Here is a 19,964-nt window from a genome sequence, read left to right on the forward strand (position 1 = left end):
CCTCAGGGCCGCTCCGGCTTCCCCTTTCCGTACAGCCACGCGTCCCAGACCTCCGCCAAGTCCGCCCCGGGCGCCCTCTTGTCGACATAGGCGGTGAAGTCGGCGGTGTCGGCGTTCCCGTGCCGGTAGGTCGCCGCCCAGCCCCGGAGAATCCCGAAGAATCTCGCGTCCCCGACGGCCTGCCGCACCTTGTGCAGCACCATCGCCCCCCGCCAGTACACCGGCGGGTCGGAGATCCGCGCGGCGCTCGGCGGATCCACCGGGGGAAACTCCCAGATCTCCTCCGCGGCCTCCTCCGTGTCGCCGTACGCACCCGAGTACAGCGCGTCGAACGTCTCCTGGGCGCTGTCCCCGCCGTGGTCCTCCTCCCACAGCCACTCCGCGTACGTCGCGAACCCCTCGTTGAGCCACATGTCCCGCCAGCTCTCGGGCGTGACGGAGTCTCCGTACCACTGGTGGGCGAGCTCATGGACGAGGAGCGTGAGGTCGGGAGCACCGGGGAACACTGGGCGGCTCTGCGTCTCCAGGGCGTAGCCGATGTCGGCCGCGCGGTCGACGATAGCGCCGGTGGAGGAGAAGGGGTACGGCCCGAACCGCCGCTCCGCCCACCGCAGCACCTCCGGAATCCGCCGGAGCACGGGCCGGCTCGCCGCCGCCTCGGCCGGGTCGACGGCCGTGTACACGGGCAGGTCCCCGGCCCTGGAGCGGCTGATGTCGAAGCGGCCGATCGCGAGGGTGGCGAGATAGCTCGCCATCGGCTCACCGGAGTGCCACACGAACGTCGTACGCCCCCGCGCGGTCGTCTCGCCTCGCAACTCGCCGTTGGACACGGCCCGCAGGCCCTTCGGCACGGTCACCGTGAGGTCGTACGCCGCCTTGTCGGAGGGGTGGTGGTTGCCGGGGAACCACGCCATCGACCCCGTCGGCTCGCCGAGGGCGAGCACCCCGTCGGTGGTGCGCAGCCAGCCCTCGCGGGAGCCGTCCGGGTCGGTGACGGTCTCGGGCGCTCCGGAGTAGCGGACGGTCACGCGGAACGTCTCGTCCCGGTCGATGTCGTCGTGCGGCCGGACGGTGAGCTCCTGCCCGGCGCGGTTCCAGCGGGCGATCCCGCGGCCGACGGTGACCTTCTCGACCTCCATGCCGAGCAGGTCCAGGTTGAAGGCGGAGAGGTCCCGGGTGGCGCGGGCGGTGAGGGTGGCCGTGCCGGTGAGGTGGTGGGCGCCGGGGTCGTAGGCGAGGCGCAGGCCGTAGTGGGTGACGTCGTAGCCGCCGTTGCCGGCCTTCGGGAAGTACGGGTCGCGTACGCCGGAGCCGCCCGGGGTGCCGTGCACTCCGCCGCCGCACGCGGTGAGCACGAGAGCGCAGGCGGACAGGGTGGGCGCGAGCAGGGTGGGGACAAGACGTACAGATCGGGCCACGACCGCGATCCTACGATCACGTGACACCATCACCTCCGTGCTCGACATCGGCTACGCCCTCTCCAACCGCTTCCCGGACCCGCCGCAGACCGACTACCGCCGCGCGGACGTCCGGGCGCTGCGGCACGACCTGTTCTGCGGGGACGTCTACCTGGCGGACACCAAGACGGACCACGAGGTGTCCACAGCCTGGGGATGGGTGCCGGTGCTCGACTTCGCGTGGGCGCTGTGCGACATCGTGGAGCGGATCGACCGGGACCCGGCGGGATCGAGGGCGTCCCGCCCGCAGCGGGCGGAGCTGGACTTCACCGAGTCGACGGACCGGATGCTGTTCGAGCGCCGTTTCGGGTGGGTGGACATCGAGGCCGACTGGATGCGCGCGGAGGAGCCCGCGCTCACCGTCTCCCATTCCGAACTGCGCCGCGAGGCCCGGGACTTCCTGCACGACCTGATCGCCGACCTCACCGACCTGCACGACGACCTCGCGGAGAACCCGGCGATCTGGACCCTCCAGGCCCGCTTCCCCCGCCTCCCGTAGCCGCCGCCGGGGATCAGCCCTCCACGCGGATCCCCCACTGCGCGGCCAGCACCGGCGCCAGATCCAGCAGCTGTGCCGTGCTGATCACCGCCCCCGACAGCCGGTCCAGCCCGCGGCTGATCTCCAGGGACACGGCTCCCCGCAGGTCGACGTCCGTCAGGGTCGCCGCGTGGAAGTCGGCGCCCTTCAGCGCGCAGTCCACGAACTCCACGCGCTCCAGACGGGCTCCGCCGAAGTCCGGCTCGACCAGGACGCAGCCCTCGAAGACGACGTCTCTGAGCCGGGCCGTGCGCAGGTTCAGATAGTCGATCTTGCCGCCGCGGACCAGCACCCGCTCCAGCACCGCCCCGTGCAGCTGGGGTCCGCCGAGCCGGGCGTCGGTCAGCTCCACATCGCGCAGGGTCGCCTCGGCGAGGTCGGTACCCACGCCCCGGACGCCGGTCAGGGCCGAGTCCAGGACTCGGGCGTGCCGCAGCCGGGTCTCGTCCAGCGCGCAGCCCGTCAGGGCGCAGTCCATGAAGCGGGCGCCCCCTCCGTCCTGTCCGGAGAGGTCGGCCTCGCGGAAGTCCAGCCCGTCGTAGTCCCCGTCGGGCTCCAGCCCGCCGCCCTCGTACGGCTCCAGCACCGGCAGCCGCACCTCCGGTCGCCGCGCGCCCTTCACACCCGTACCGCCCGCCGCTCTCCTCGCCATGCCCCCATGCTGCACCCGACCACTGACAACCGGACCTGACCTGCGAGAACGCCGGCCATGTCACATTCCGGCGCTCTCGATCGGTCGTACTCCCAGAAGGCGACCCCGACCCGAGGGAGACCCCCAGCCATGCACCGCATCACCGTCATCGGCGGCGGCTTCGCCGGACTGACCGCGGCCATCACCGCGGCCGAGGCGGGCGCCAAGGTCACCGTCCACGAGGCCCACCACACCCTCGGTGGCCGGGCGCGCACCGCCGAGGGCCCCTACCGCACCAACGAGGGCCCGCACGCCCTCTACAACGGCGGTCCGCACTGGGCGTGGCTCAGGCAGCGCGACCTGATCGGCCCGCTCGCCCCGCTCCCGCCCCTGGAGGCGGCCCGGCTGAGGCTGCGGCACCAGGGCGTGCTGCGCCGCACCCCGCCCTTCCCGATGCTGAAGCTGCTGCGCCGGACGGGCCGGCAGGCTCCCGTGGACGCCGACTTCCTGTCCTGGGCGACCGGCATCGCGGGCGAGGAGGGGGCCCGGGCCGCCGCCCACTACGCGGCGGTCGCCCTGTTCCACCACGATCCCGGGTCGCTGTCGGCCGCGTTCGTGCAGGAGAGGCTGCGCCGAGCCACCAAGCTGCCGCCCGAGGCCCACTACCCGCGCGGCGGCTGGGCGAGCCTCATCGACCGGATGGCCTCCCGGGCCTGGAACCTGGGCGTCCGGATGGAGACGCTGTCCCGGGTCGACACGCTCCCCACCGACACGCCGGTCGTCGTCGCCACCTCCCTCGACGCCGCCCGCCGCCTGCTCGGTGACGACTCCCTGACCTGGCCGAGCGGCCGTACCGCCCTCGTCGACCTGGCCCTGCGCACCCGGCGCGGGGACGCCTTCGCGATCTCCGACCTGGACGCGCCCGGCTGGCTGGAACGCTTCACCGCCCAGGACCGCACACTCGCCCCGGCCGGTGAGCAGTTGATCCAGGGCCAGATCCCCCTCGCCCCGCACGAGTCCAAGACCGACGGCACCGCCCGCGCCGAGCAGCTGCTCGACCTGGGCTTCCCGGGCTGGCGCGAGCGCGTCACCTGGCGGCGCGCATCCGTGGCCAACGGCCGTACGGGGGCGGTCGATCCGCCCGGCACCAGCTGGCGGGACCGGCCGGCCGTGGACCGGGGCGACGGCGTCTACCTCGCCGGTGACCAGGTGGCGGCCCCCGGTGTGCTCTCGGAGGTCTCCTTCAACAGCGCCCTGACGGCCGTCTCCCTGGCCCTGGGCCGGCGCGAGCTTGACCTCAAGCATGCTTGAGGTTGAAGGCTGGTCGCATCGGAACGCCCCACCAGAGGAGCTGCCATGCACGCCATCCGCCTGCACGCCTTCGGCCCGCCCGAGAACCTCACCTACGAGCAGGTGGAGGACCCCCGCCCGGGCCCGGGCCAGGTCCGTGTCGCCGTACGCGCGGCGGGCGTCCACCTCCTGGACACGGCCCTGCGCGAGGGCATGCGGGGCGGCCCGGCGGCCGAGCCGACGCCGCTGCCTACCATCCCCGGCCGCGAGGTCGCCGGTGTCGTCGAGTCCCTGGGCGAGGGCGTGGACGGACTGTGGCTGGGCAAGAAGGTCGTCGCCCACCTCGGCTTCGTCCCCGGCGGCTACGCCGAACTGGCCGTCACCGGGGTCGAGCGCCTGCACGAGATCCCCGGCGGCCTGGACTTCGCCGAGGCCGTCGCCATGATCGGCACCGGCCGCACGGCGATGGGGATCCTCCAGTTCGCCGACCTCGGCCCCGACTCCGTGGTCGTCGTCCCGGCCGCCGCCGGAGGCATCGGCACCCTCCTCGTGCAGTACGCCAAGAACGCCGGCGCGACCGTCGTGGGCCTCGCGGGCGGGCCGGAGAAAACCGCCCGCGTGCGGGCCGGCGGCGCCGACCTCGCCGTCGACTACAAGGACCCCGACTGGCCCGCGAAGGTCCGCGCCCATCTCGGCGGCCGGACCGCGACCGTCGTCTTCGACGGCGTCGGCGGCGACGTCGCCCGCGAAGCCGTCAGCCTCCTCGGGCCCGGCGGCCGGCACATCGTCTTCGGCTGGTCCGGCGAGGGCATCCAGGGCGGCGGCCCCTACCTCGTCGACGGCGTCTCCGAGGAGGTCCTCGGCCCGGTGATGCTCGGGAAGGCCGGCGGGCCCGACCCCGTCCGCACCCTCGAACTGCGCGCCCTCGCCGAGGCCGCGGCCGGCCGGCTCACCCCGGCCGTACAGCGCTTCCCGCTCGCACAGGCCGCGGCCGCGCACCGGGCGCTGGAGACCCGCGGCACGACCGGAAAGGTGGTTCTGGAGCCGTGACCTGACGCCCCACCAGCGGCGACGAACCCGCGGAGGCCGGCCGCCGCCCCGGCCCTCCCGTGGACACCGACCCGGGCCGCTGGTGGATCCGGGCCGACATCGCCCCAGGCCCGGCTGACGCTCAACTCGACGCACCCATCGCCCTCCCCGCCGCCCGGCGTGACCTCGACAGGTCCGAGGACGACCGGCGCACCCCCCACGCCTTCAGCGCGATATCCACATGACGCACCCGGCGCGCCCCACTACCGTGCCGGGAGTGATCGACATTCCCCGGGAACTGGCGGCATCACAGGAGAAGTTCAACGGCGAGGCGGGCCGCGCCTTCATCGCCGGACTGCCCGAGCGGACGGCCCGCTTCCTCGACCACTGGGACCTGAGACCCGACGGACCGGCCATGCACGGCGTCTCCGCCCTGGTCCTGCCGGTCGTGCGCTCCGACGGCACCCCGGCGGTCCTCAAGCTCCAGATCCTCGACGAGGAGAGCGAGGGCGAACCGGTCGCACTGCGCGCCTGGAACGGCGACGGTGCCGTCCGCTTCCTCGACCACGACGAGCCCACCGGCACCATGCTCCTGGAGCGCCTCGACGAGACCCGCATGCTGTCCCACGTGCCGGACGCCCACGAGGCCGTGGTCACCATCGCCGAGCTCCTGGCCCACCTCACGTCCTTCCCGGCCCCGCCCGGCATGCGCCGTCTCGGCGACATCGCCCGGGACATGCTCGACCGGACCCCCAGGGCCCTCGCCCGCATCCCCGACCCGGAGGCCCGCCGGCTCGTCGCCGACTGCGCGGCCGCCGTGCGCGAGGTCGCCGACGAGCCGGGCGACCGGCTCCTGCACTGGGATCTCCACGACGAGAACGTCCTCGCCTCGGGCCGCGCCCCGTGGCTCGCGATCGACCCCAAGCCCCTCGCGGGCGACCCGGGCTTCGAACTGTGGCCCGCCCTGGACAACCGCTTCGATCCCGACGACATCGTCTGGCGCTTCGACGCCATGACCGACGTCCTCACCCTGGACCGCCCCCGGGCCCACGCCTGGACCCTCGGCCGCCTCCTCCAGAACACCCTGTGGGACATCGAGGACGACCGCCCCCTCGACGACACCCGGCTGGAAATCGCCCGACGCCTGAAAAAGCCCAGGTCCGGAGTGATCCGGCCTGGGCCTTGAGAGCCCCCTGTCGGATTCGAACCGACGACCTACGCATTACAAGTGCGTTGCTCTGGCCAGCTGAGCTAAGGAGGCGGGCGCCGTGCGTCGCGTTGCCGCGCGCGAGGGCGGCTCCACTGTACACAGAGCCCGTTACGCCGAGCCACGGCGTTCCGTTCCGGCCGGCCGGCTACTCCACCTCGTAGGCGAACCGATACTCCACAGCCGTCTCACCGTGCCGTGCGGTGAAGGCGCCCTTCCCCTTCAGGCCGGTCAGCTGCCCGCTGCCCGAGCCCGGCACCACCTCGAAGGTGCAGTGCACGGTTCCGTCCTCGCCGAAGGACCCGCGTTCCTCGACCGCGAAGCTCCCCTCGCGTCCGTCGACGCGGCCGGTGAGCAGTTCCATGCCGGCGAAGGAGCCGGTCTTCGCGGTGACGTAGACGATCGAGTACGCGCAGCTCGTCGCGGCCGCCTCGATGCCGCCGGTGAAGGTGTTCCGGACGGAGGCGTGGGCGAGGCGGGGGGTCGCGTCCTCGCCGGGCCGATCACGCGTTCCTGCCAGTCGCGGTTCCACCTGGACGCGCCCGCCTGGTTCCGGGAGGCCGTGGCGGGGGCCGTGTGGGAGCGGCGGGTGCTGCGGCTGCACTACCGGCGGCGCTGGCGCGGCGAGGTGCACCGGGAGGTGCGTCCGCTGGGGCTCGTCCTGAAGGGCGGCATCTGGTACCTCGTGGCCCTGGCGGAGGAGGCCGTACGGACCTACCGGGTCTCGCGCGTGCTGGCCGTGGAGGAGACTCGGGAGAACTTCGAGCGGCCCGCGGGGTTCGACCTGGCCGCCTACTGGGCCGAGTCCTCCCGGCGTCTGGAGGCCGCCCTCCGGCAGGACACCGCGCGGCTTCGGATCTCACCCCGCGCGCGGCGGCTGCTGCCGATGCAGTTCGGCGCGGCGGGCGTACGGGCCCTGGAGAGCGCGGGCCCGCCCGACGGGGACGGCTGGGTCGAGGTGGAACTGACCGTGGAGTCTGAGGCGGTGGCCGTGGGCGACCTGCTCCGGCTCGGCACCGAGGCGGAGGTGCTCGGCCCTCCCGCCCTGCGGCAGGCCGTCGCCCGGGCGGTCGCGGTGCTCGCGGACCGGTACGGACAGCCCTGAGACGCCGCTTCGAAAATTTCCGCGAAGTTCACAGGCCCGGAACTACTGACAGACGTGTGAACGCCAGGTACCGTCCTGAGCCAGTTCACACGTGTGGACTACACCACAACGGAATGACCGTCGTGGCACCGCCTTCCTACTCGGATCGTCCGGCACGTTCCTGCCGGTAGAAGGGGTTCATTCACCATGGCCACTGTCTCGTTCGACAAGGCGACCCGGATCTACCCGGGTTCCACCAAGCCCGCCGTCGACGCGCTGGAGATCGACATCGAGGACGGCGAGTTCCTCGTCCTCGTCGGCCCCTCCGGCTGCGGCAAGTCCACCTCGCTCCGCATGCTCGCGGGACTCGAGGACGTCAACGGCGGCGCCATCCGCATCGGCGACCGCGACGTCACGCACCTGCCGCCCAAGGACCGGGACATCGCCATGGTGTTCCAGAACTACGCGCTCTACCCGCACATGACCGTCGCCGACAACATGGGCTTCGCGCTCAAGATCGCGGGCGTCAACAAGGCGGAGATCCGGCAGAAGGTCGAGGAGGCCGCGAAGATCCTCGACCTCACCGAGTACCTGGACCGCAAGCCGAAGGCCCTCTCCGGCGGTCAGCGCCAGCGTGTCGCCATGGGCCGCGCCATCGTGCGTGAGCCCCAGGTGTTCCTCATGGACGAGCCGCTGTCCAACCTGGACGCCAAGCTCCGTGTGTCCACGCGTACGCAGATCGCCTCGCTCCAGCGCCGCCTGGGCATCACCACCGTCTACGTCACCCACGACCAGGTCGAGGCCATGACGATGGGCGACCGGGTGGCGGTCCTCAAGGACGGTCTGCTCCAGCAGATCGACACCCCGCGCAACATGTACGACAGGCCCGCCAACCTCTTCGTGGCCGGCTTCATCGGCTCCCCGGCGATGAACCTCGTCGAGGTGCCGATCACCGACGGCGGCGTGAAGTTCGGCAAGTCGGTCGTCCCGGTGCAGCGTGACGCGATCGCCGCCGCCACCGACAAGACCGTCACCGTGGGCGTCCGCCCCGAGCACTTCGAGGTGTCGGACGTCGAGCAGGGCCTCGCCGTCACCGTCAACGTCGTCGAGGAGCTCGGCGCCGACGCGTACGTCTACGGCACCGCGAAGGTCGGCGACGACTCCAAGGACCTGGTCGTCCGCGTCAACGGCCGTGACGTCCCGGAGAAGGGCAGCCAGCTGCACGTCGTGCCCCGCTCCGGCGAGACCCACGTGTTCTCGACGTCGACCGGTGCGCGCCTGTCCGACTGATCAGCCGGCAAACGCACAACCCCGGGTGATTCACCCAGGTTGACGAAGAGGGCCCCGCGGCACGCTGCGGGGCCCTTCTCGTTGTCGACAAATACCCCGGCAGACCGGACGTTTCGAGCAGTGTGCGTCAACGCCTTACCCGGAAAGTGGCACTCTCTCATCCCCCGAACCGGTGACTAAATGTCTACAAACCATTACCGGGCGCTACCCTCACACGCGTGAAGCACTCCATGAACCAACAGACGCGACGCGGCCGGGGCCCCGCCCGCCGGATCGGCCGCACCCTCGCTTTCGTCCTGCCCGTCGTCCTGGTGCTCTCCGGGACCCTCGCGGTCACCCGAGTCAACTGGTCGGGTAACTCCACCGACCCGGTGCTCACCGCCGCGGACACCTCCGTGGGCACCCCACGGGCCGCCAAGCGCGCCCCCCAGGACATCCTGCGCGACAAGCTGCTGACCGAACTGCAGGAGGAGAACCCGGGCGTCGCCCTCACCCACCTCCAGCAGGCCGTCAACGGCCGCCCGTCGCTGGCGAAGCACTGCGCCTCCATCGCCCGCGCCCTCGGCCAGGCCGCCGTCCGGGTCTACGGCCCGACCCGCGCCCAGTCGTACGCCCGCCCGGTCTGCGACACCGCCTTCGCCACCGGCGTCGCCGCCGCGCACAGCTGAGCCCACCGCCCTGCCACCGGGTGGGAAGTCCGTTACGGCCGACGGGAACCGTCGTCGGCCGCAGTCCCGGGCGGGACGCGCCACGTACAGTTCGTGTCCATGAGCGATCCGAGCGCCGCGTCCCGCCCCGTTCAAGCCGTCGTTCTGGCCGGTGGCCAGGGCTCCCGGCTGCGTCCGTACACCGACGACCGGCCCAAGCCGATGGTCGAGATCCCCGGGACGGGGACGCCGATCATCGGCCATCAGCTGTCCTGGCTCGCCGACGAGGGGGTGACGGACGTCGTGGTCTCCTGCGGCCACCTCGCCGAGGTGCTGCAGACGTGGCTGGAGACGGCCGACCTGCCCGTCTCCGTCACGACGGTCGTCGAGCCCGAGCCGCTCGGACGCGGCGGCGGCCTCAAGTACGCCGCGGCGCATCTCCCCCACCCCGACCAGCCCTGGTACGCGACGAACGGGGACATCTGGACGCGGTTCTCGCTGCGGGACATGGCCGATTTCCACGCCGAGCGGGACGCCGTCGCGACGCTGGCGCTGGCCCGGCCCCGCCTGCCGTGGGGCGCGGTGCGGACCGACGGCTTCGGCCGTATCACCGACTTCATCGAGGCGCCGCCGTCGACCTTCGAGATCAACGCCGGCGTGTACGTCTTCTCCCCCGAGTTCTCCGGGCTGTTGCCGCACCGGGGCGACCACGAGCGGACGACGTTTCCCCATCTGGCCCGTGAGCGGCGGCTGGCCGGGTTCACCATCCCGCAGGGGTCGTACTGGCGGGCCATCGACACGGCGAAGGACCTGACCGAAGCCGCGAAGGAACTGGCGGCGTTGGGGCGCTGAGAGCTCGGCTGGCTGCTTCTGCCGGCGGCTGACGGCTCATCGTGGCCTGTCGCGCGGTTCCCCGCCCCTGGCCCGCTTGGGCCCCACGCGTGAGAAGGCCCCGCACCTGAGTGGTGCGGGGCCTTCTTCCGTCCGGGCCGGCCGCTAGCCCAGCAGGCCGCCCACCAGCCCCGGGCGGCCGGTGGAGGAGGAGCCGCCGCTGCCCGAGCCGCCGGTCGAGCCCGAGCCGCCCGTTGCCGTGCCGCCGGAGGTGGGGCCGGTCGTGGTGCTCGGGGCCTGGTCGGCCGGGGTGGACTGCTGGGGCGGGGCCTGGCCCGCGGTGCCCTGGGTCTGGCTCGGGGAGCCGCCGGTGACGGTGCCGGTGTCGCGGGTGGCGTCGGGCCTGGTCGTGGTGCCCGCGCTGGGGCTGGCCGAGCCGGCCGTGGCGCTCTGGGTGGGCGAGGAGGAGACCGACGGGGTCCGCTTCTCCTTCCGCTTGACGGGCTCGCCCGGGAGCGGGGAGCCGGGCAGTTCGTTGCGCGGGGCCTCGCCGGGGCCCGGTACGACGACCCGGTCGGCGTCGCGGACGGCACCGCCGAGCAGCGAGCCGACGAGCAGGGTGATCCCGGTGGCGATGGCGGTGACGAGGGCGCCGCGGCGCAGCACGTAGCGGCGCAGGTCCCAGATGTCGGCGCGCGGGCCGAGGCGGCGCCAGGCACTGCCGGCCAGTCGGCCGTCCACGGAGTAGACGGGAGCGCCGGCGATGATCAGCGGGGACCAGGCGGCGAGGTAGATGATGTCGGGCGTCTCGTAGACGGGGACGCTCTTCCAGCTGACCGTGACGAGCAGCGCGGCCGACAACAGGGCGCCCAGACAGGCGGCGACGCGCTGCCAGCAGCCCAGCACCGTCAGGACGCCGACGATGACCTGCGCGAAGGCGATGACCAGGCCGGCGCCGATCGGGTGCTCGAGGGCGAACTGGCGCAGCGGTTCGGCGACTTCCCACGGATGCAGGGTGTTGAGCCACTTGACCATCGAGCCGCGCTTGCCGCCGTCGAAATAGACGGGGTCGCACAGCTTGCCCATGCCGGCGTAGATGGAGATGAAGCCGAGGAAGACGCGCAGCGGGAGCAGGACGACGCCGAGGTTCATCCGGCGGCCCGGGTAGTAGGCGTGCCGGGCCGGGTCGTCGCCGTGCCGCTTGGCCCGGCGCCCGGTGGTGTCCGCGTCGGTGGCGGACTCCTCGAACTCGCCGTCCTCGTAACCCGGTTCGTCGTAGGCGCTGCCGACGGTGCGCATGGCCGGCAGCAGCCGGGTGCCGTCGGCGGGCTCGTGGGTGCGCTGGGGGCCGACGACCGGGGTCTCGACGGTCTGGGCGAGGTCGCCCTCGTAGCCGTCGCCCTCGTAGCCGTCGCCGCTGTAACCGGCGCCCCGGTATCCGGGATCGTCGTAGCCCGGGCCCACGCGGGAGATGACCTGGGTGGCTCCGGTGTCGGAGGAGGACTCGTCGGCGTGGCGGACACTCTCGTGCCGCACGGCCTGCAGGAGCCGGTGCGCGCCGGTGTCGTCCGGCGCGGATCTGCCGCTCCAGACGACGGGCCGGCGTCGGGCGGTGGCCCCGTCCGCCCCGCCCCCCACGAGGGGGACGCGGGCGGTGTCCTCGGTGGCGGTCAGATGCCGTGCGACCCGGGGGGACTGGACGCGACGCGTCGAAACGCCCAACTGCACGCGAAAGCTCGCGTGGTTGACGATGACCTGCGCCGGGTCGCTCGGCACCTTCACCATGCTCAGCGCGGGAGCGTCGTCGAGTCCCGACGAGCGGTCCCCCGTGGGTGTGCGGGGTGTTCTGGTGTCCACACTCATCTAACCGAGTGACGTCGGGTTAGGACACTGCTTTGACCCGCCGGATCTGTCCGGACCCCGTCAAGCTTGTCCTCGTCGCCCCGATGACACCGGAATTACCCCGTACGGGTGAAGTTCCGGACGCTTGTTCAGCGTCGGCGGCGGGCCGCCTCGTACAGCACGATCCCCGCCGCCACACCGGCGTTGAGCGACTCGGCGCCACCCGGCATCGGAATGCGCACCCGGTGGTCGCAGGTCTCGCCGACCAGCCGGGACAGTCCCCTGCCCTCGCTGCCGACGACGATGACGACGGGGCCGTCCAGCGCCGCCAGCTCGCCGAGCTCGGCCTCGCCGTCGGCGGCCAGACCGACGACCACGATGCCCGCCTTCTTGTAGGCCTCCAGCGCCCGGGTGAGGTTGGTGGCACGGGCGACCGGGGTACGGGCCGCCGTACCGGCGGACGTCTTCCAGGCACCGGCCGTCATACCGGCCGCACGGCGCTCGGGGACGACGACGCCGTGCCCGCCGAAGGCGGAGACGGAGCGGACGACGGCGCCGAGGTTGCGCGGGTCGGTGACGCCGTCGAGCGCGACGATCAGCGGGTCCACACCGTCGTCGTAGGCGGCGGACGCCAGATCCTCCGGGTGGGCGTACTCGTACGGCGGGACCTGGAGGACCAGGCCCTGGTGGTTGAGACCGTTGGTCATCCGGTCCAGCTCCGGGCGCGGCGCCTCCATGAGGTTGATGCCGCCGCGCTCGGCGGCGACCTGGAGGGCCTCGCGCACCCGCTCGTCGTTGTCGATGAACTGCTGGACGTAGAGCGTGGAGGCCGGGACGCCCTCGCGCAGCGCCTCCAGGACCGGGTTGCGTCCGACGACCAGCTCGGACGTGCCCTTGCCGCCGCGGCCACGGGCCATGGGCCGGCGCACGGACTGCTTCGCCTTGGAGTTGGCGACCCGGTTCTTCTTGTGTCCCTTGCGCATCTCGGCGGGCGGGGTGGGGCCCTTGCCTTCCAGGCCCCGGCGTCGCTGGCCGCCACTGCCGACCTGCGCGCCCTTCTTGCCGGACATGCGGCGGTTGTTCGCGGCCATGAGCTACCCGTCTCCGTGAAAGTGTTCGTACGTACGTCTGTGTACGTCTGTTCCGTCTCTGCAGTGTGCCGCCCGGAGGCCCGGGCGGCACAGTCGATCAGCCGTGGGGCTGGTCTCAGCGCGGGCCGAGACTCCAGCGCGGGCCCTGCGGGCTGTCCTCGATGACCAGGCCGGACTGACTCAGCTGGTCGCGGATGGCGTCCGCGGTGGGCCAGTCCTTGCGGGCCCGGGCGGCCTCGCGCTGGTCGAGGACCATGCGGACGAGCGTGTCGACCACGCCGTGCAGGTCCTCGCCGCGGTCGCCCTCGCCGGCCCAGTGCGGGTCGAGCGGGTCGAGGCCGAGAACGCCGAGCATCGCGCGGACCTCGGCGAGCCGGGCCACGGCCGCTTCCTTGTCGTCGGCGGCGAGCGCGCTGTTGCCCTGCCGGACGGTGGTGTGCACCACGGCGAGCGCCTGCGGCACGCCCAGGTCGTCGTCCATGGCCTCGGCGAAGGCGAGCGGCACCTCGGCGGCGGGCTCGACCGGGCCGGCCTTCTCGACCACGCGCTGCACGAAGCCCTCGATCCGCGCGAACGCCGACTCGGCCTCGCGCAGGGCCTCCTCGCTGTACTCGATCATCGAGCGATAGTGCGGGGTGCCGAGGTAGTAGCGCAGCACGATGGGGCGCCAGCGCTTGACCATCTCGCTGACCAGGACCGAGTTGCCGAGCGACTTGGACATCTTCTCGCCGCTCATGGTGACCCAGGCGTTGTGCACCCAGTACCGGGCGAACTCGTCGCCGTAGGCCTTGGCCTGGGCGATCTCGTTCTCGTGGTGCGGGAAGACCAGGTCGAGGCCGCCGCCGTGGATGTCGAAGGCGGTACCGAGGTACTTGTGCGCCATCGCCGAGCACTCCAGGTGCCAGCCGGGACGGCCGCGGCCCCACGGCGTCTCCCAGCTGGGCTCCCCCGGCTTCGCCGCCTTCCACATGGCGAAGTCCCGCGGGTCGCGCTTGCCGGTCTCGCCGGCGCCGGAGGGCTGCTGGAGGTTGTCCAGCTCCTGGTTGGACAGCGCCAGGTACTCCGGGAAGGAGCGCACGTCGAAGTAGACGTTGCCGTCGGCCTCGTAGGCGTGCCCGCGCTCGATGAGGCCGCGCATCATCTCGACCATCTCGGTGATGTGGCCGGTGGCACGCGGCTCGTAGGTCGGGGGCAGGCAGCCGAGGGCGTGGTAGCCGTCGTTGAACGCGCGCTCGTTCTCGTAGCCGATGGCCCACCAGGGGCGGTTCTGGTCGGCCGACTTGGCGATGATCTTGTCGTCGATGTCGGTCACGTTCCGCACGAACGTGACGTCGTAGCCGCGGTGGGCGAACCAGCGGCGCATGATGTCGAAGTTCAGCCCGGAACGGATGTGCCCGATGTGCGGGGCGGCCTGCACGGTGGCACCGCACAGGTAGATCGAGACGCAACCCGGCTGGAGCGGGGAGAAGTCACGGATCTGCCGGGCGCTGGTGTCGTACAGGCGAATAGTCACCACTCCAGGGTAGTGGGCCCCGGGGTGTGCCTCAGGACCTTCCCCTCGAGGCGCACATATTCGTGACATTGGCCATCGGCCCCCCGGCGCCCCGCCCTCAGCCGACGCGCACGACCAGGGCCGTGGCCACCGCCATCAGCCCTTCCTCCCGGCCGGGGAAGCCCAGCCCGTCCGTCGTCGCGCCCGACACCGACACGGGGGCTCCGGCCGCCTCCGACAGGAGCTTCTGCGCCTCGTCCCGGCGCTTGCCGATCTTCGGGCGGGGGCCCACCACCTGTACGGCGATGTTGCCGATCCGGAAGCCCGCCTCGCGCACGATGCGCGCGGCCTCCGTCAGGAGGGTGACTCCGGAGGCGCCCGCCCACTCGGGGCGGCCCGTGCCGAAGTGCTGCCCGAGGTCGCCGAGGCCGGCGGCGGAGAAGAGGGCGTTGCAGGCGGCGTGGGCGACGACGTCGGCGTCGGAGTGACCGGCCAGGCCCGGGCCCTCGCCCTCCCACTTCAGGCCGGCGCACCACAGCTCGCGGCCCTCCTCGAAGGCGTGGATGTCGGTGCCGATGCCGACCTGCGGAAGCGGGGCCCCGGGCACGGACTCGTCAGAAGCCATCGTTGAGCCTCCTGCGGGCCAGGACCGCCTCCGCGAGGACCAGGTCCAGGGGACGGGTGACCTTGAACGCCTCCTCGTGACCGGGGACGGCCACGACCGTGAGACCGAGCTGCTCGACCATGCCCGCGTCGTCGGTGACCTCACCGGTCACCGTCTCGTGCGCCCGGACCAGCGTGGTCCGGTCGAAGCCCTGCGGGGTCTGCACGGCCCGCAGCCGCGCCCGCTCGGGCGTGGCGACGACCGGCTCCGGCTCGCCGGGGGTACCGGCGGGCTCGACCTGCTTGACGGTGTCGGCGAGCGGCAGCGCCGGGACCACGGCCGGGGCGCCGTCCCGTACGGCCTCGATCACGGCGTCGACGGTGTCGACCGGGACGAGCGGCCTGGCCGCGTCGTGGACCAGCACGATGTCGTGGCCGGGCGGCAGCGCGTCGAGGCCGAGTTTCACGGACTCCTGGCGCGACTGCCCGCCCGGGACGACCAGGAAGTCCGTCCGCTCGGGCAGGGCGTGCGCGTCGAGCAGTGACTTGACCTCGGCGGCGCCGTCGGGCGGGGCCACGACGACGACCAGGGAGACGGCGCGGGAGGCGGCCATCGCGCGGACCGCGTGGATCAGCATGGGGGTGCCGCCCAGCGCGCGGAGCGCCTTGGGGGCGCCCGGGCCGAGCCGTACACCCCGGCCGGCGGCCGGGATCACGGCCGCCGTGCGGGCCCTGGAGGGGGCGGCGGACGGCGAGGGACGCGAATCGTCAGACATCGGTTCCTGTCAGGTTTGTGTGCTGGCCTGGCGTGGGTATGGCCTGGAGGAGTGCCGGGCGCGACGCGCTCGACCGGACCCTTCCGTGACGCTGGTCGAGCCGGCTGCCCGGGCCCGGCACACCAAGCACCGGGGCGTGAGTGATAACACAACCCGGGGTGGCGGCGCATCGGCGTCGGAGTGCGAACATGCCGCAGCGCCCGGCGACGGGAATTCGTCATCGGGCACCGCGGCATTTCGATGTGCAGGCGCGCGCTTGATCAGCAGAGCGCTGAGCGACGGGCTTCACCTCAGGAGGCGAGAACCTCGTCGAGCAGGGCCTCGGCCTTGTCCTCGTTGGTGTTCTCCGCGAGGGCGAGCTCGCTCACCAGAATCTGGCGGGCCTTGGCGAGCATGCGCTTCTCACCAGCGGAGAGTCCACGCTCGCGCTCACGACGCCACAGGTCACGCACGACTTCCGCGACCTTGATGACATCGCCCGAGGCGAGCTTCTCCAGGTTTGCCTTGTAGCGGCGGGACCAGTTCGTGGGCTCCTCGGCGTACGGTGCGCGCAGCACCTCGAAGACCCGGTCCAGCCCATCCTGACCGACCACATCACGCACGCCGACGAACTCCGCATTGTCCGCTGGCACACGTACCGTCAGGTCGCCCTGGGCGACCTTCAGCACCAAGTAGGTCTTGTCCACGCCTTTGATCTGGCGAGTTTCGATGGCCTCGATCAGCGCGGCCCCGTGATGGGGATAGACCACGGTGTCGCCAACCTTGAACGTCATGTGACAGGTACCCCTTCCGTGGCTATCCAGGGTAACACGGAAATCCCGGGTTCTGAATGGCGTTTTCGCAGGTCAGGGCGTATCTCGGGGCTTGACAACTCCGACAGGAACGTGCTTCGGACAGGGAGTGGAAGAAGGTATTCGCAGGTGGGAGCGGCTCTCCGGGGTGAGCGAAACGCGTACGTTACACGCATCCGGAGCATCCTCCAGACGGACGAACATCCCCATATGTCCGGTTCCGTATGATCGACTTCCGCTACTCCGTTCGGAGGGCCGAGCCGGGTTCCGGTCGAATCCGGAATTGATCACGAGCCGCCCGGACGGACCACCGGTGATCAATTCCGAGGTGGCCCCGCATTCCTTCACGAAAAATCTGCGGTACTGCCCCGGACTCTTATGTGAATGCCGGACGGGCACCGCACCAATGTGACGCAGGGGTCATCCGCGACTCGGGTGGGATCAGTGGTGCCGGGGGGTCGGGTGCGGCGCGACCGGGACGGCTCGGTAACCTAAGGCCCGCTGACAGACACTTAGGGCGGCTTTATCGGCCGCTCCGCTCGAGTCAAGGAGTTGCCTCCGCCGTGAGCAGCAGCCTTCGACGCGGTGCCCTCGCCGCCGCCGTCACCGCGTTCTCGATCGCCTCGCTCGCCGCGTGCGGCGCCGGCAACAACGCCCAGACCCTGGAGATCAAGCCGGACAACGCGGCCACGAGCGTCGGTGACATCAAGATCCAGAACGCGATCGTGATCACGCAGCCCGACCTCGAGTCGACCGGCCCGGCCGCGATCTCCGCGACCTTCTTCAACTCCGGCAAGAGCGCCGAGACGCTGGAGTCCATCACCCTCCCCGGCACCGGCAAGACCGCCGAGCTCAAGCCCGCCAAGGGCGGCAGCCTCAGCATCCCGCCCGGCGGCTCGCTGGTCGTGGGCGGCAAGGACAACGCGACGGCGATGCTGCCGAGCAGCCGGGAGGCCGTGCGGGACGGCAACGCCCAGAAGGTCACCTTCACCTTCAGCAAGACGGGTGCCGTGAGCCTGCGCGCGTTCGTCGTCCCCGCCGAGCACTACTTCAAGGAGTGGGGCCCGACCGAGGTGCCGGCCGCGCCGGGCACCTCCGCGTCCCCGTCCGGGTCGCCGTCCGGTTCTCCCGCCGCGGGCGAGTCGGGCGCGCCGGAGAGCCCCGCCGCCGGCGAGACGCCGGGTGGCCACGGGGCGTCCGGCACGCCGACCGACGCGGCCTCGGCGAGCGCAAGCGCCGGGCACTGAGCAGACGCACGAAGGGCGGGACCTCTCCGGAGAGAGGTCCCGCCCTTCGTGCTTCGGTGCTTCCCGTCGTGCGCGGCCGGTCTACGGCTCGAACTTGTAGCCGAGACCGCGGACCGTCACCAGGTAGCGCGGGGCGCCCGGGTCCGGCTCGATCTTGGCCCGCAGGCGCTTGACGTGGACGTCGAGGGTCTTGGTGTCACCGACGTAGTCGGCACCCCAGACGCGGTCGATGAGCTGCATGCGCGTGAGCACCCGGCCCGCGTTGCGCAGCAGCATCTCCAGCAGGTCGAACTCCTTCAGCGGCAGGTCGATCTTGGTGCCGCCGACGGTGACCACGTGCCGGTCGACGTCCATGCGGACCGGGCCGGCCTCCAGGGCCGCCGGCGTGACCTCCTCGGGCTCGCCTCTGCGGCGCAGCACGGCGCGGATGCGGGCGACCAGCTCGCGCGAGGAGAACGGCTTGGTGACGTAGTCGTCGGCTCCTATCTCCAGTCCGACGACCTTGTCGATCTCACTGTCCTTGGCGGTCACCATGATCACGGGAACGTTGGAGCGACCGCGCAGCTGACGGCACACCTCGGTGCCCGGCAGGCCGGGCAGCATCAGGTCGAGGAGGACGAGGTCGGCGCCGTTGCGCTCGAACTCGTCGAGTCCGTCGGGCCCGGTGGTCGCGACGGCGACCTCGAAGCCCTCTTTGCGGAGCATGTACGACAGGGCGTCGGAGAAGGACTCCTCGTCCTCGACGACGAGCACACGGGTCACGGAAGGACCTCCGGGGCGGGAAGCGTTTCGTACGCGGTTGATTCGGGGGATGTGGGGGTGGACCGCCCGGCCTCCTGGTCGAGGCCCGCGCCTCCTGCGCGTATCTCTCGGGCGGGCTGCTGATGTGCGCGGTCGCGGGCCGCACCGGCCTCCGGCAGCCGCAGGGTGAAGGTGGAGCCCTGGCCTTCGGCGCTCCACACCGTGACCTCCCCGCCGTGCGAGGCGGCCACGTGCTTCACGATCGCCAGCCCCAGTCCCGTACCACCGGTGGCACGGGAGCGGGCAGGGTCGACGCGGTAGAAGCGCTCGAAGATGCGCTCCTTGTCCTTGTCGGAGATGCCGATGCCCTGGTCGGTGACGGCGATCTCGATGTGCTCCCCGCCGGGCGCGTTCACCCTGCGGGCCGCTATGCCGACGCGGGTGCGGGCGGGCGAGTAGTTGACCGCGTTCTCGACGAGGTTGCCGAGGGCGGCGGCGAGCTGGCCGCGGTTTCCCCACACGTGCAGGTCGGCGGCGCCCCCCGCGGCCATGGTGATCTGCTTGGCGCCGGCCTGGTGCCGGCAGCGGTCGACGGCCTCGGCGACGAGCTCGTCGACGCGGACCGGCTCGGCGTCCTCCAGCGGGTCGTCGTTCTGCACCCGGGACAGGTCGATGAGCTCCTGCACCAGGCTGGTGAGCCGGGTGGCCTCGATCTGCATGCGCCCGGCGAACCGCTCGACCGCCTCGGGGTCCTCGGAGGCGTCCATCACGGCCTCGGAGAGCAGCGAGAGGGCACCGACGGGCGTCTTCAGCTCGTGGCTCACGTTGGCGACGAAGTCGCGCCGGACCGCCTCGATGCGGCGGGCCTCGGTCAGGTCCTCCACGAGCAGCAACACCAGCCGGGAGCCGAGCGGCGCGACCCGCGCGGAGACGGCCAGGGCCTCTCCGCGTCCGGTGCCGCGCCGTGGCAGATCCAGCTCGACCTGGCGTATCTCGCCGTCCCGCCTGGTGTCCCGGGCCATCTGCAGCATCGGCTCGACAGCGAGCTTGCCGCCGCGGACCAGGCCGAGGGCGTACGCCGCCGAGCTGGCCTTGACCACGGCGTCCGCCTCGTCGAGAACGACGGCCGAGGACCTGAGGACCGACAGGACCGTGTCCACGCCCGGCGGAAGGACCGCGTCGGTGTGCAGGGAGCTTCGGGTGGGGCGCTTCTGCTCGCGCTCACTCCAGCGGAACGCGAGCATGGCGATGACGCCGGTGAGCACCCCGGCGATCGCTGCCGCTGCGGCGACCGCCGCGTTCACGTCCATGCACCCAGGTTAGGCATGGCTCGGGCACCCTCCACAGCCGTCGGGGTGCGAGCTCGAACACTCGTCG

19 protein-coding genes, 1 tRNA gene and 1 pseudogene are annotated in these 19,964 nt (G+C 72.1%); 9 read left to right on the forward strand and 12 right to left on the reverse strand.

Annotated elements, in window-relative coordinates:
- Positions 1 to 2: 2 nt before the first annotated feature.
- The gene (locus ACFY9E_RS24130) at positions 3 to 1,418 is read right to left on the reverse strand and encodes a M1 family aminopeptidase (RefSeq protein WP_390987425.1); all 1,416 of its coding nucleotides are present in this window, start codon (positions 1,416 to 1,418) and stop codon (positions 3 to 5) included.
- Positions 1,419 to 1,455: 37 nt separating this feature from the next.
- Between ACFY9E_RS24130 and ACFY9E_RS24135 the strand changes: the two genes are divergently transcribed.
- The gene (locus tag ACFY9E_RS24135) at positions 1,456 to 1,956 is read left to right on the forward strand and encodes a hypothetical protein (protein WP_184561072.1); all 501 of its coding nucleotides are present in this window, start codon (positions 1,456 to 1,458) and stop codon (positions 1,954 to 1,956) included.
- Positions 1,957 to 1,969: 13 nt separating this feature from the next.
- On the opposite strand, the gene ACFY9E_RS24140 is transcribed toward ACFY9E_RS24135, so the two are convergent.
- A complete protein-coding gene (locus ACFY9E_RS24140) occupies positions 1,970 to 2,647 on the reverse strand; it encodes a pentapeptide repeat-containing protein (protein WP_390987426.1) in 678 nt (225 codons plus the stop codon).
- A 129-nt stretch (positions 2,648 to 2,776) separates the two neighbouring features.
- Between ACFY9E_RS24140 and ACFY9E_RS24145 the strand changes: the two genes are divergently transcribed.
- The 3 genes from ACFY9E_RS24145 (at position 2,777) to ACFY9E_RS24155 (ending at position 6,131) form a co-directional block, all read left to right on the forward strand.
- The gene (locus ACFY9E_RS24145; protein WP_390987428.1) at positions 2,777 to 3,937 is read left to right on the forward strand and encodes an FAD-dependent oxidoreductase; all 1,161 of its coding nucleotides are present in this window, start codon (positions 2,777 to 2,779) and stop codon (positions 3,935 to 3,937) included.
- Between the two features lie 45 nt (positions 3,938 to 3,982).
- The gene (locus ACFY9E_RS24150; protein ID WP_390987429.1) at positions 3,983 to 4,966 is read left to right on the forward strand and encodes a zinc-binding dehydrogenase; all 984 of its coding nucleotides are present in this window, start codon (positions 3,983 to 3,985) and stop codon (positions 4,964 to 4,966) included.
- 220 nt (positions 4,967 to 5,186) lie between these two features.
- On the forward strand, positions 5,187 to 6,131 hold the full coding sequence (locus ACFY9E_RS24155; protein ID WP_390987431.1) for an aminoglycoside phosphotransferase family protein: 945 nt from the start codon (positions 5,187 to 5,189) through the stop codon (positions 6,129 to 6,131).
- Position 6,132: 1 nt separating this feature from the next.
- Here ACFY9E_RS24155 and ACFY9E_RS24160 read toward each other — a convergent pair.
- A tRNA-Thr gene (locus tag ACFY9E_RS24160) sits at positions 6,133 to 6,206 on the reverse strand.
- A 94-nt stretch (positions 6,207 to 6,300) separates the two neighbouring features.
- Positions 6,301 to 6,684: a DUF3224 domain-containing protein gene (locus tag ACFY9E_RS24165; RefSeq protein ID WP_390987433.1), complete on the reverse strand. Its 384-nt coding sequence runs from the start codon at positions 6,682 to 6,684 to the stop codon at positions 6,301 to 6,303.
- Here ACFY9E_RS24165 and ACFY9E_RS24170 point away from each other — a divergent pair.
- From ACFY9E_RS24170 to ACFY9E_RS24185, 4 genes and pseudogenes are all read left to right on the forward strand, one after another.
- Positions 6,658 to 7,257, forward strand: a pseudogene (locus ACFY9E_RS24170) (helix-turn-helix transcriptional regulator); the annotation flags it as partial. The gene ACFY9E_RS24165 and the pseudogene ACFY9E_RS24170 overlap by 27 nt on opposite strands.
- Positions 7,258 to 7,443: 186 nt before the next feature.
- A complete protein-coding gene (locus ACFY9E_RS24175) occupies positions 7,444 to 8,526 on the forward strand; it encodes a sn-glycerol-3-phosphate ABC transporter ATP-binding protein UgpC (protein ID WP_390987434.1) in 1,083 nt (360 codons plus the stop codon).
- Between the two features lie 218 nt (positions 8,527 to 8,744).
- On the forward strand, positions 8,745 to 9,194 hold the full coding sequence (locus tag ACFY9E_RS24180; protein ID WP_390987436.1) for a hypothetical protein: 450 nt from the start codon (positions 8,745 to 8,747) through the stop codon (positions 9,192 to 9,194).
- A gap of 99 nt (positions 9,195 to 9,293) precedes the next feature.
- Positions 9,294 to 10,025: a sugar phosphate nucleotidyltransferase gene (locus ACFY9E_RS24185; RefSeq protein ID WP_390987438.1), complete on the forward strand. Its 732-nt coding sequence runs from the start codon at positions 9,294 to 9,296 to the stop codon at positions 10,023 to 10,025.
- A 144-nt stretch (positions 10,026 to 10,169) separates the two neighbouring features.
- On the opposite strand, the gene ACFY9E_RS24190 is transcribed toward ACFY9E_RS24185, so the two are convergent.
- The 6 genes from ACFY9E_RS24190 to ACFY9E_RS24215 all read right to left on the reverse strand — a co-directional run bounded on the left by ACFY9E_RS24190 (position 10,170) and on the right by ACFY9E_RS24215 (position 16,581).
- The gene (locus ACFY9E_RS24190) at positions 10,170 to 11,867 is read right to left on the reverse strand and encodes a DoxX family membrane protein (RefSeq protein WP_390987440.1); all 1,698 of its coding nucleotides are present in this window, start codon (positions 11,865 to 11,867) and stop codon (positions 10,170 to 10,172) included.
- A gap of 128 nt (positions 11,868 to 11,995) precedes the next feature.
- Positions 11,996 to 12,937, reverse strand: coding sequence for a 23S rRNA (guanosine(2251)-2'-O)-methyltransferase RlmB (gene rlmB, locus ACFY9E_RS24195; protein ID WP_390987442.1), 942 nt, complete (start codon positions 12,935 to 12,937; stop codon positions 11,996 to 11,998).
- Between the two features lie 115 nt (positions 12,938 to 13,052).
- The gene (cysS, locus tag ACFY9E_RS24200) at positions 13,053 to 14,450 is read right to left on the reverse strand and encodes a cysteine--tRNA ligase (RefSeq protein ID WP_390987444.1); all 1,398 of its coding nucleotides are present in this window, start codon (positions 14,448 to 14,450) and stop codon (positions 13,053 to 13,055) included.
- A 97-nt stretch (positions 14,451 to 14,547) separates the two neighbouring features.
- On the reverse strand, positions 14,548 to 15,054 hold the full coding sequence (gene ispF / locus ACFY9E_RS24205; RefSeq protein WP_390987446.1) for a 2-C-methyl-D-erythritol 2,4-cyclodiphosphate synthase: 507 nt from the start codon (positions 15,052 to 15,054) through the stop codon (positions 14,548 to 14,550).
- Positions 15,044 to 15,808, reverse strand: a complete 765-nt coding sequence (gene ispD / locus ACFY9E_RS24210; RefSeq protein ID WP_390987447.1) for a 2-C-methyl-D-erythritol 4-phosphate cytidylyltransferase — start codon at positions 15,806 to 15,808, stop codon at positions 15,044 to 15,046. Before ispD ends, ispF begins: the two co-directional genes overlap by 11 nt.
- Before the next feature lie 290 nt (positions 15,809 to 16,098).
- Entirely contained in the window at positions 16,099 to 16,581 is a 483-nt protein-coding gene (locus ACFY9E_RS24215) for a CarD family transcriptional regulator (protein ID WP_003953493.1), read from the reverse strand.
- Positions 16,582 to 17,162: 581 nt separating this feature from the next.
- On the opposite strand from ACFY9E_RS24215, the gene ACFY9E_RS24220 reads away from it, so the two are divergent.
- Positions 17,163 to 17,846, forward strand: coding sequence for a DUF461 domain-containing protein (locus tag ACFY9E_RS24220; protein ID WP_390987450.1), 684 nt, complete (start codon positions 17,163 to 17,165; stop codon positions 17,844 to 17,846).
- An 81-nt stretch (positions 17,847 to 17,927) separates the two neighbouring features.
- Here ACFY9E_RS24220 and ACFY9E_RS24225 read toward each other — a convergent pair whose 3' ends face one another.
- Positions 17,928 to 18,608, reverse strand: coding sequence for a response regulator transcription factor (locus ACFY9E_RS24225; RefSeq protein WP_030243122.1), 681 nt, complete (start codon positions 18,606 to 18,608; stop codon positions 17,928 to 17,930).
- Positions 18,605 to 19,897: an ATP-binding protein gene (locus ACFY9E_RS24230; RefSeq protein ID WP_390987452.1), complete on the reverse strand. Its 1,293-nt coding sequence runs from the start codon at positions 19,895 to 19,897 to the stop codon at positions 18,605 to 18,607. The genes ACFY9E_RS24225 and ACFY9E_RS24230 overlap by 4 nt, the downstream gene beginning before the upstream one ends.
- Positions 19,898 to 19,964 lie beyond the last annotated feature (67 nt).

The organism is Streptomyces sp. NPDC012466, from assembly GCF_042955215.1.
Lineage (GTDB): Bacteria > Actinomycetota > Actinomycetes > Streptomycetales > Streptomycetaceae > Streptomyces.

Bases quoted from the DNA above. Each gene is read 5' to 3' on its own strand.
- ispF (WP_390987446.1), bottom strand. From the start codon at position 15,054: ATGGCTTCTGACGAGTCCGTGCCCGGGGCCCCGCTTCCGCAGGTCGGC.
- ACFY9E_RS24175 (WP_390987434.1), top strand. From the start codon at position 7,444: ATGGCCACTGTCTCGTTCGACAAGGCGACCCGGATCTACCCGGGTTCC.
- ACFY9E_RS24230 (WP_390987452.1), bottom strand. From the start codon at position 19,897: ATGGACGTGAACGCGGCGGTCGCCGCAGCGGCAGCGATCGCCGGGGTG.
- ACFY9E_RS24155 (WP_390987431.1), top strand. From the start codon at position 5,187: ATGACGCACCCGGCGCGCCCCACTACCGTGCCGGGAGTGATCGACATT.
- rlmB (WP_390987442.1), bottom strand. From the start codon at position 12,937: ATGGCCGCGAACAACCGCCGCATGTCCGGCAAGAAGGGCGCGCAGGTC.
- ACFY9E_RS24185 (WP_390987438.1), top strand. From the start codon at position 9,294: ATGAGCGATCCGAGCGCCGCGTCCCGCCCCGTTCAAGCCGTCGTTCTG.
- ACFY9E_RS24150 (WP_390987429.1), top strand. From the start codon at position 3,983: ATGCACGCCATCCGCCTGCACGCCTTCGGCCCGCCCGAGAACCTCACC.
- ACFY9E_RS24215 (WP_003953493.1), bottom strand. From the start codon at position 16,581: ATGACGTTCAAGGTTGGCGACACCGTGGTCTATCCCCATCACGGGGCC.
- ACFY9E_RS24145 (WP_390987428.1), top strand. From the start codon at position 2,777: ATGCACCGCATCACCGTCATCGGCGGCGGCTTCGCCGGACTGACCGCG.
- ispD (WP_390987447.1), bottom strand. From the start codon at position 15,808: ATGTCTGACGATTCGCGTCCCTCGCCGTCCGCCGCCCCCTCCAGGGCC.
- ACFY9E_RS24190 (WP_390987440.1), bottom strand. From the start codon at position 11,867: ATGAGTGTGGACACCAGAACACCCCGCACACCCACGGGGGACCGCTCG.
- ACFY9E_RS24140 (WP_390987426.1), bottom strand. From the start codon at position 2,647: ATGGCGAGGAGAGCGGCGGGCGGTACGGGTGTGAAGGGCGCGCGGCGA.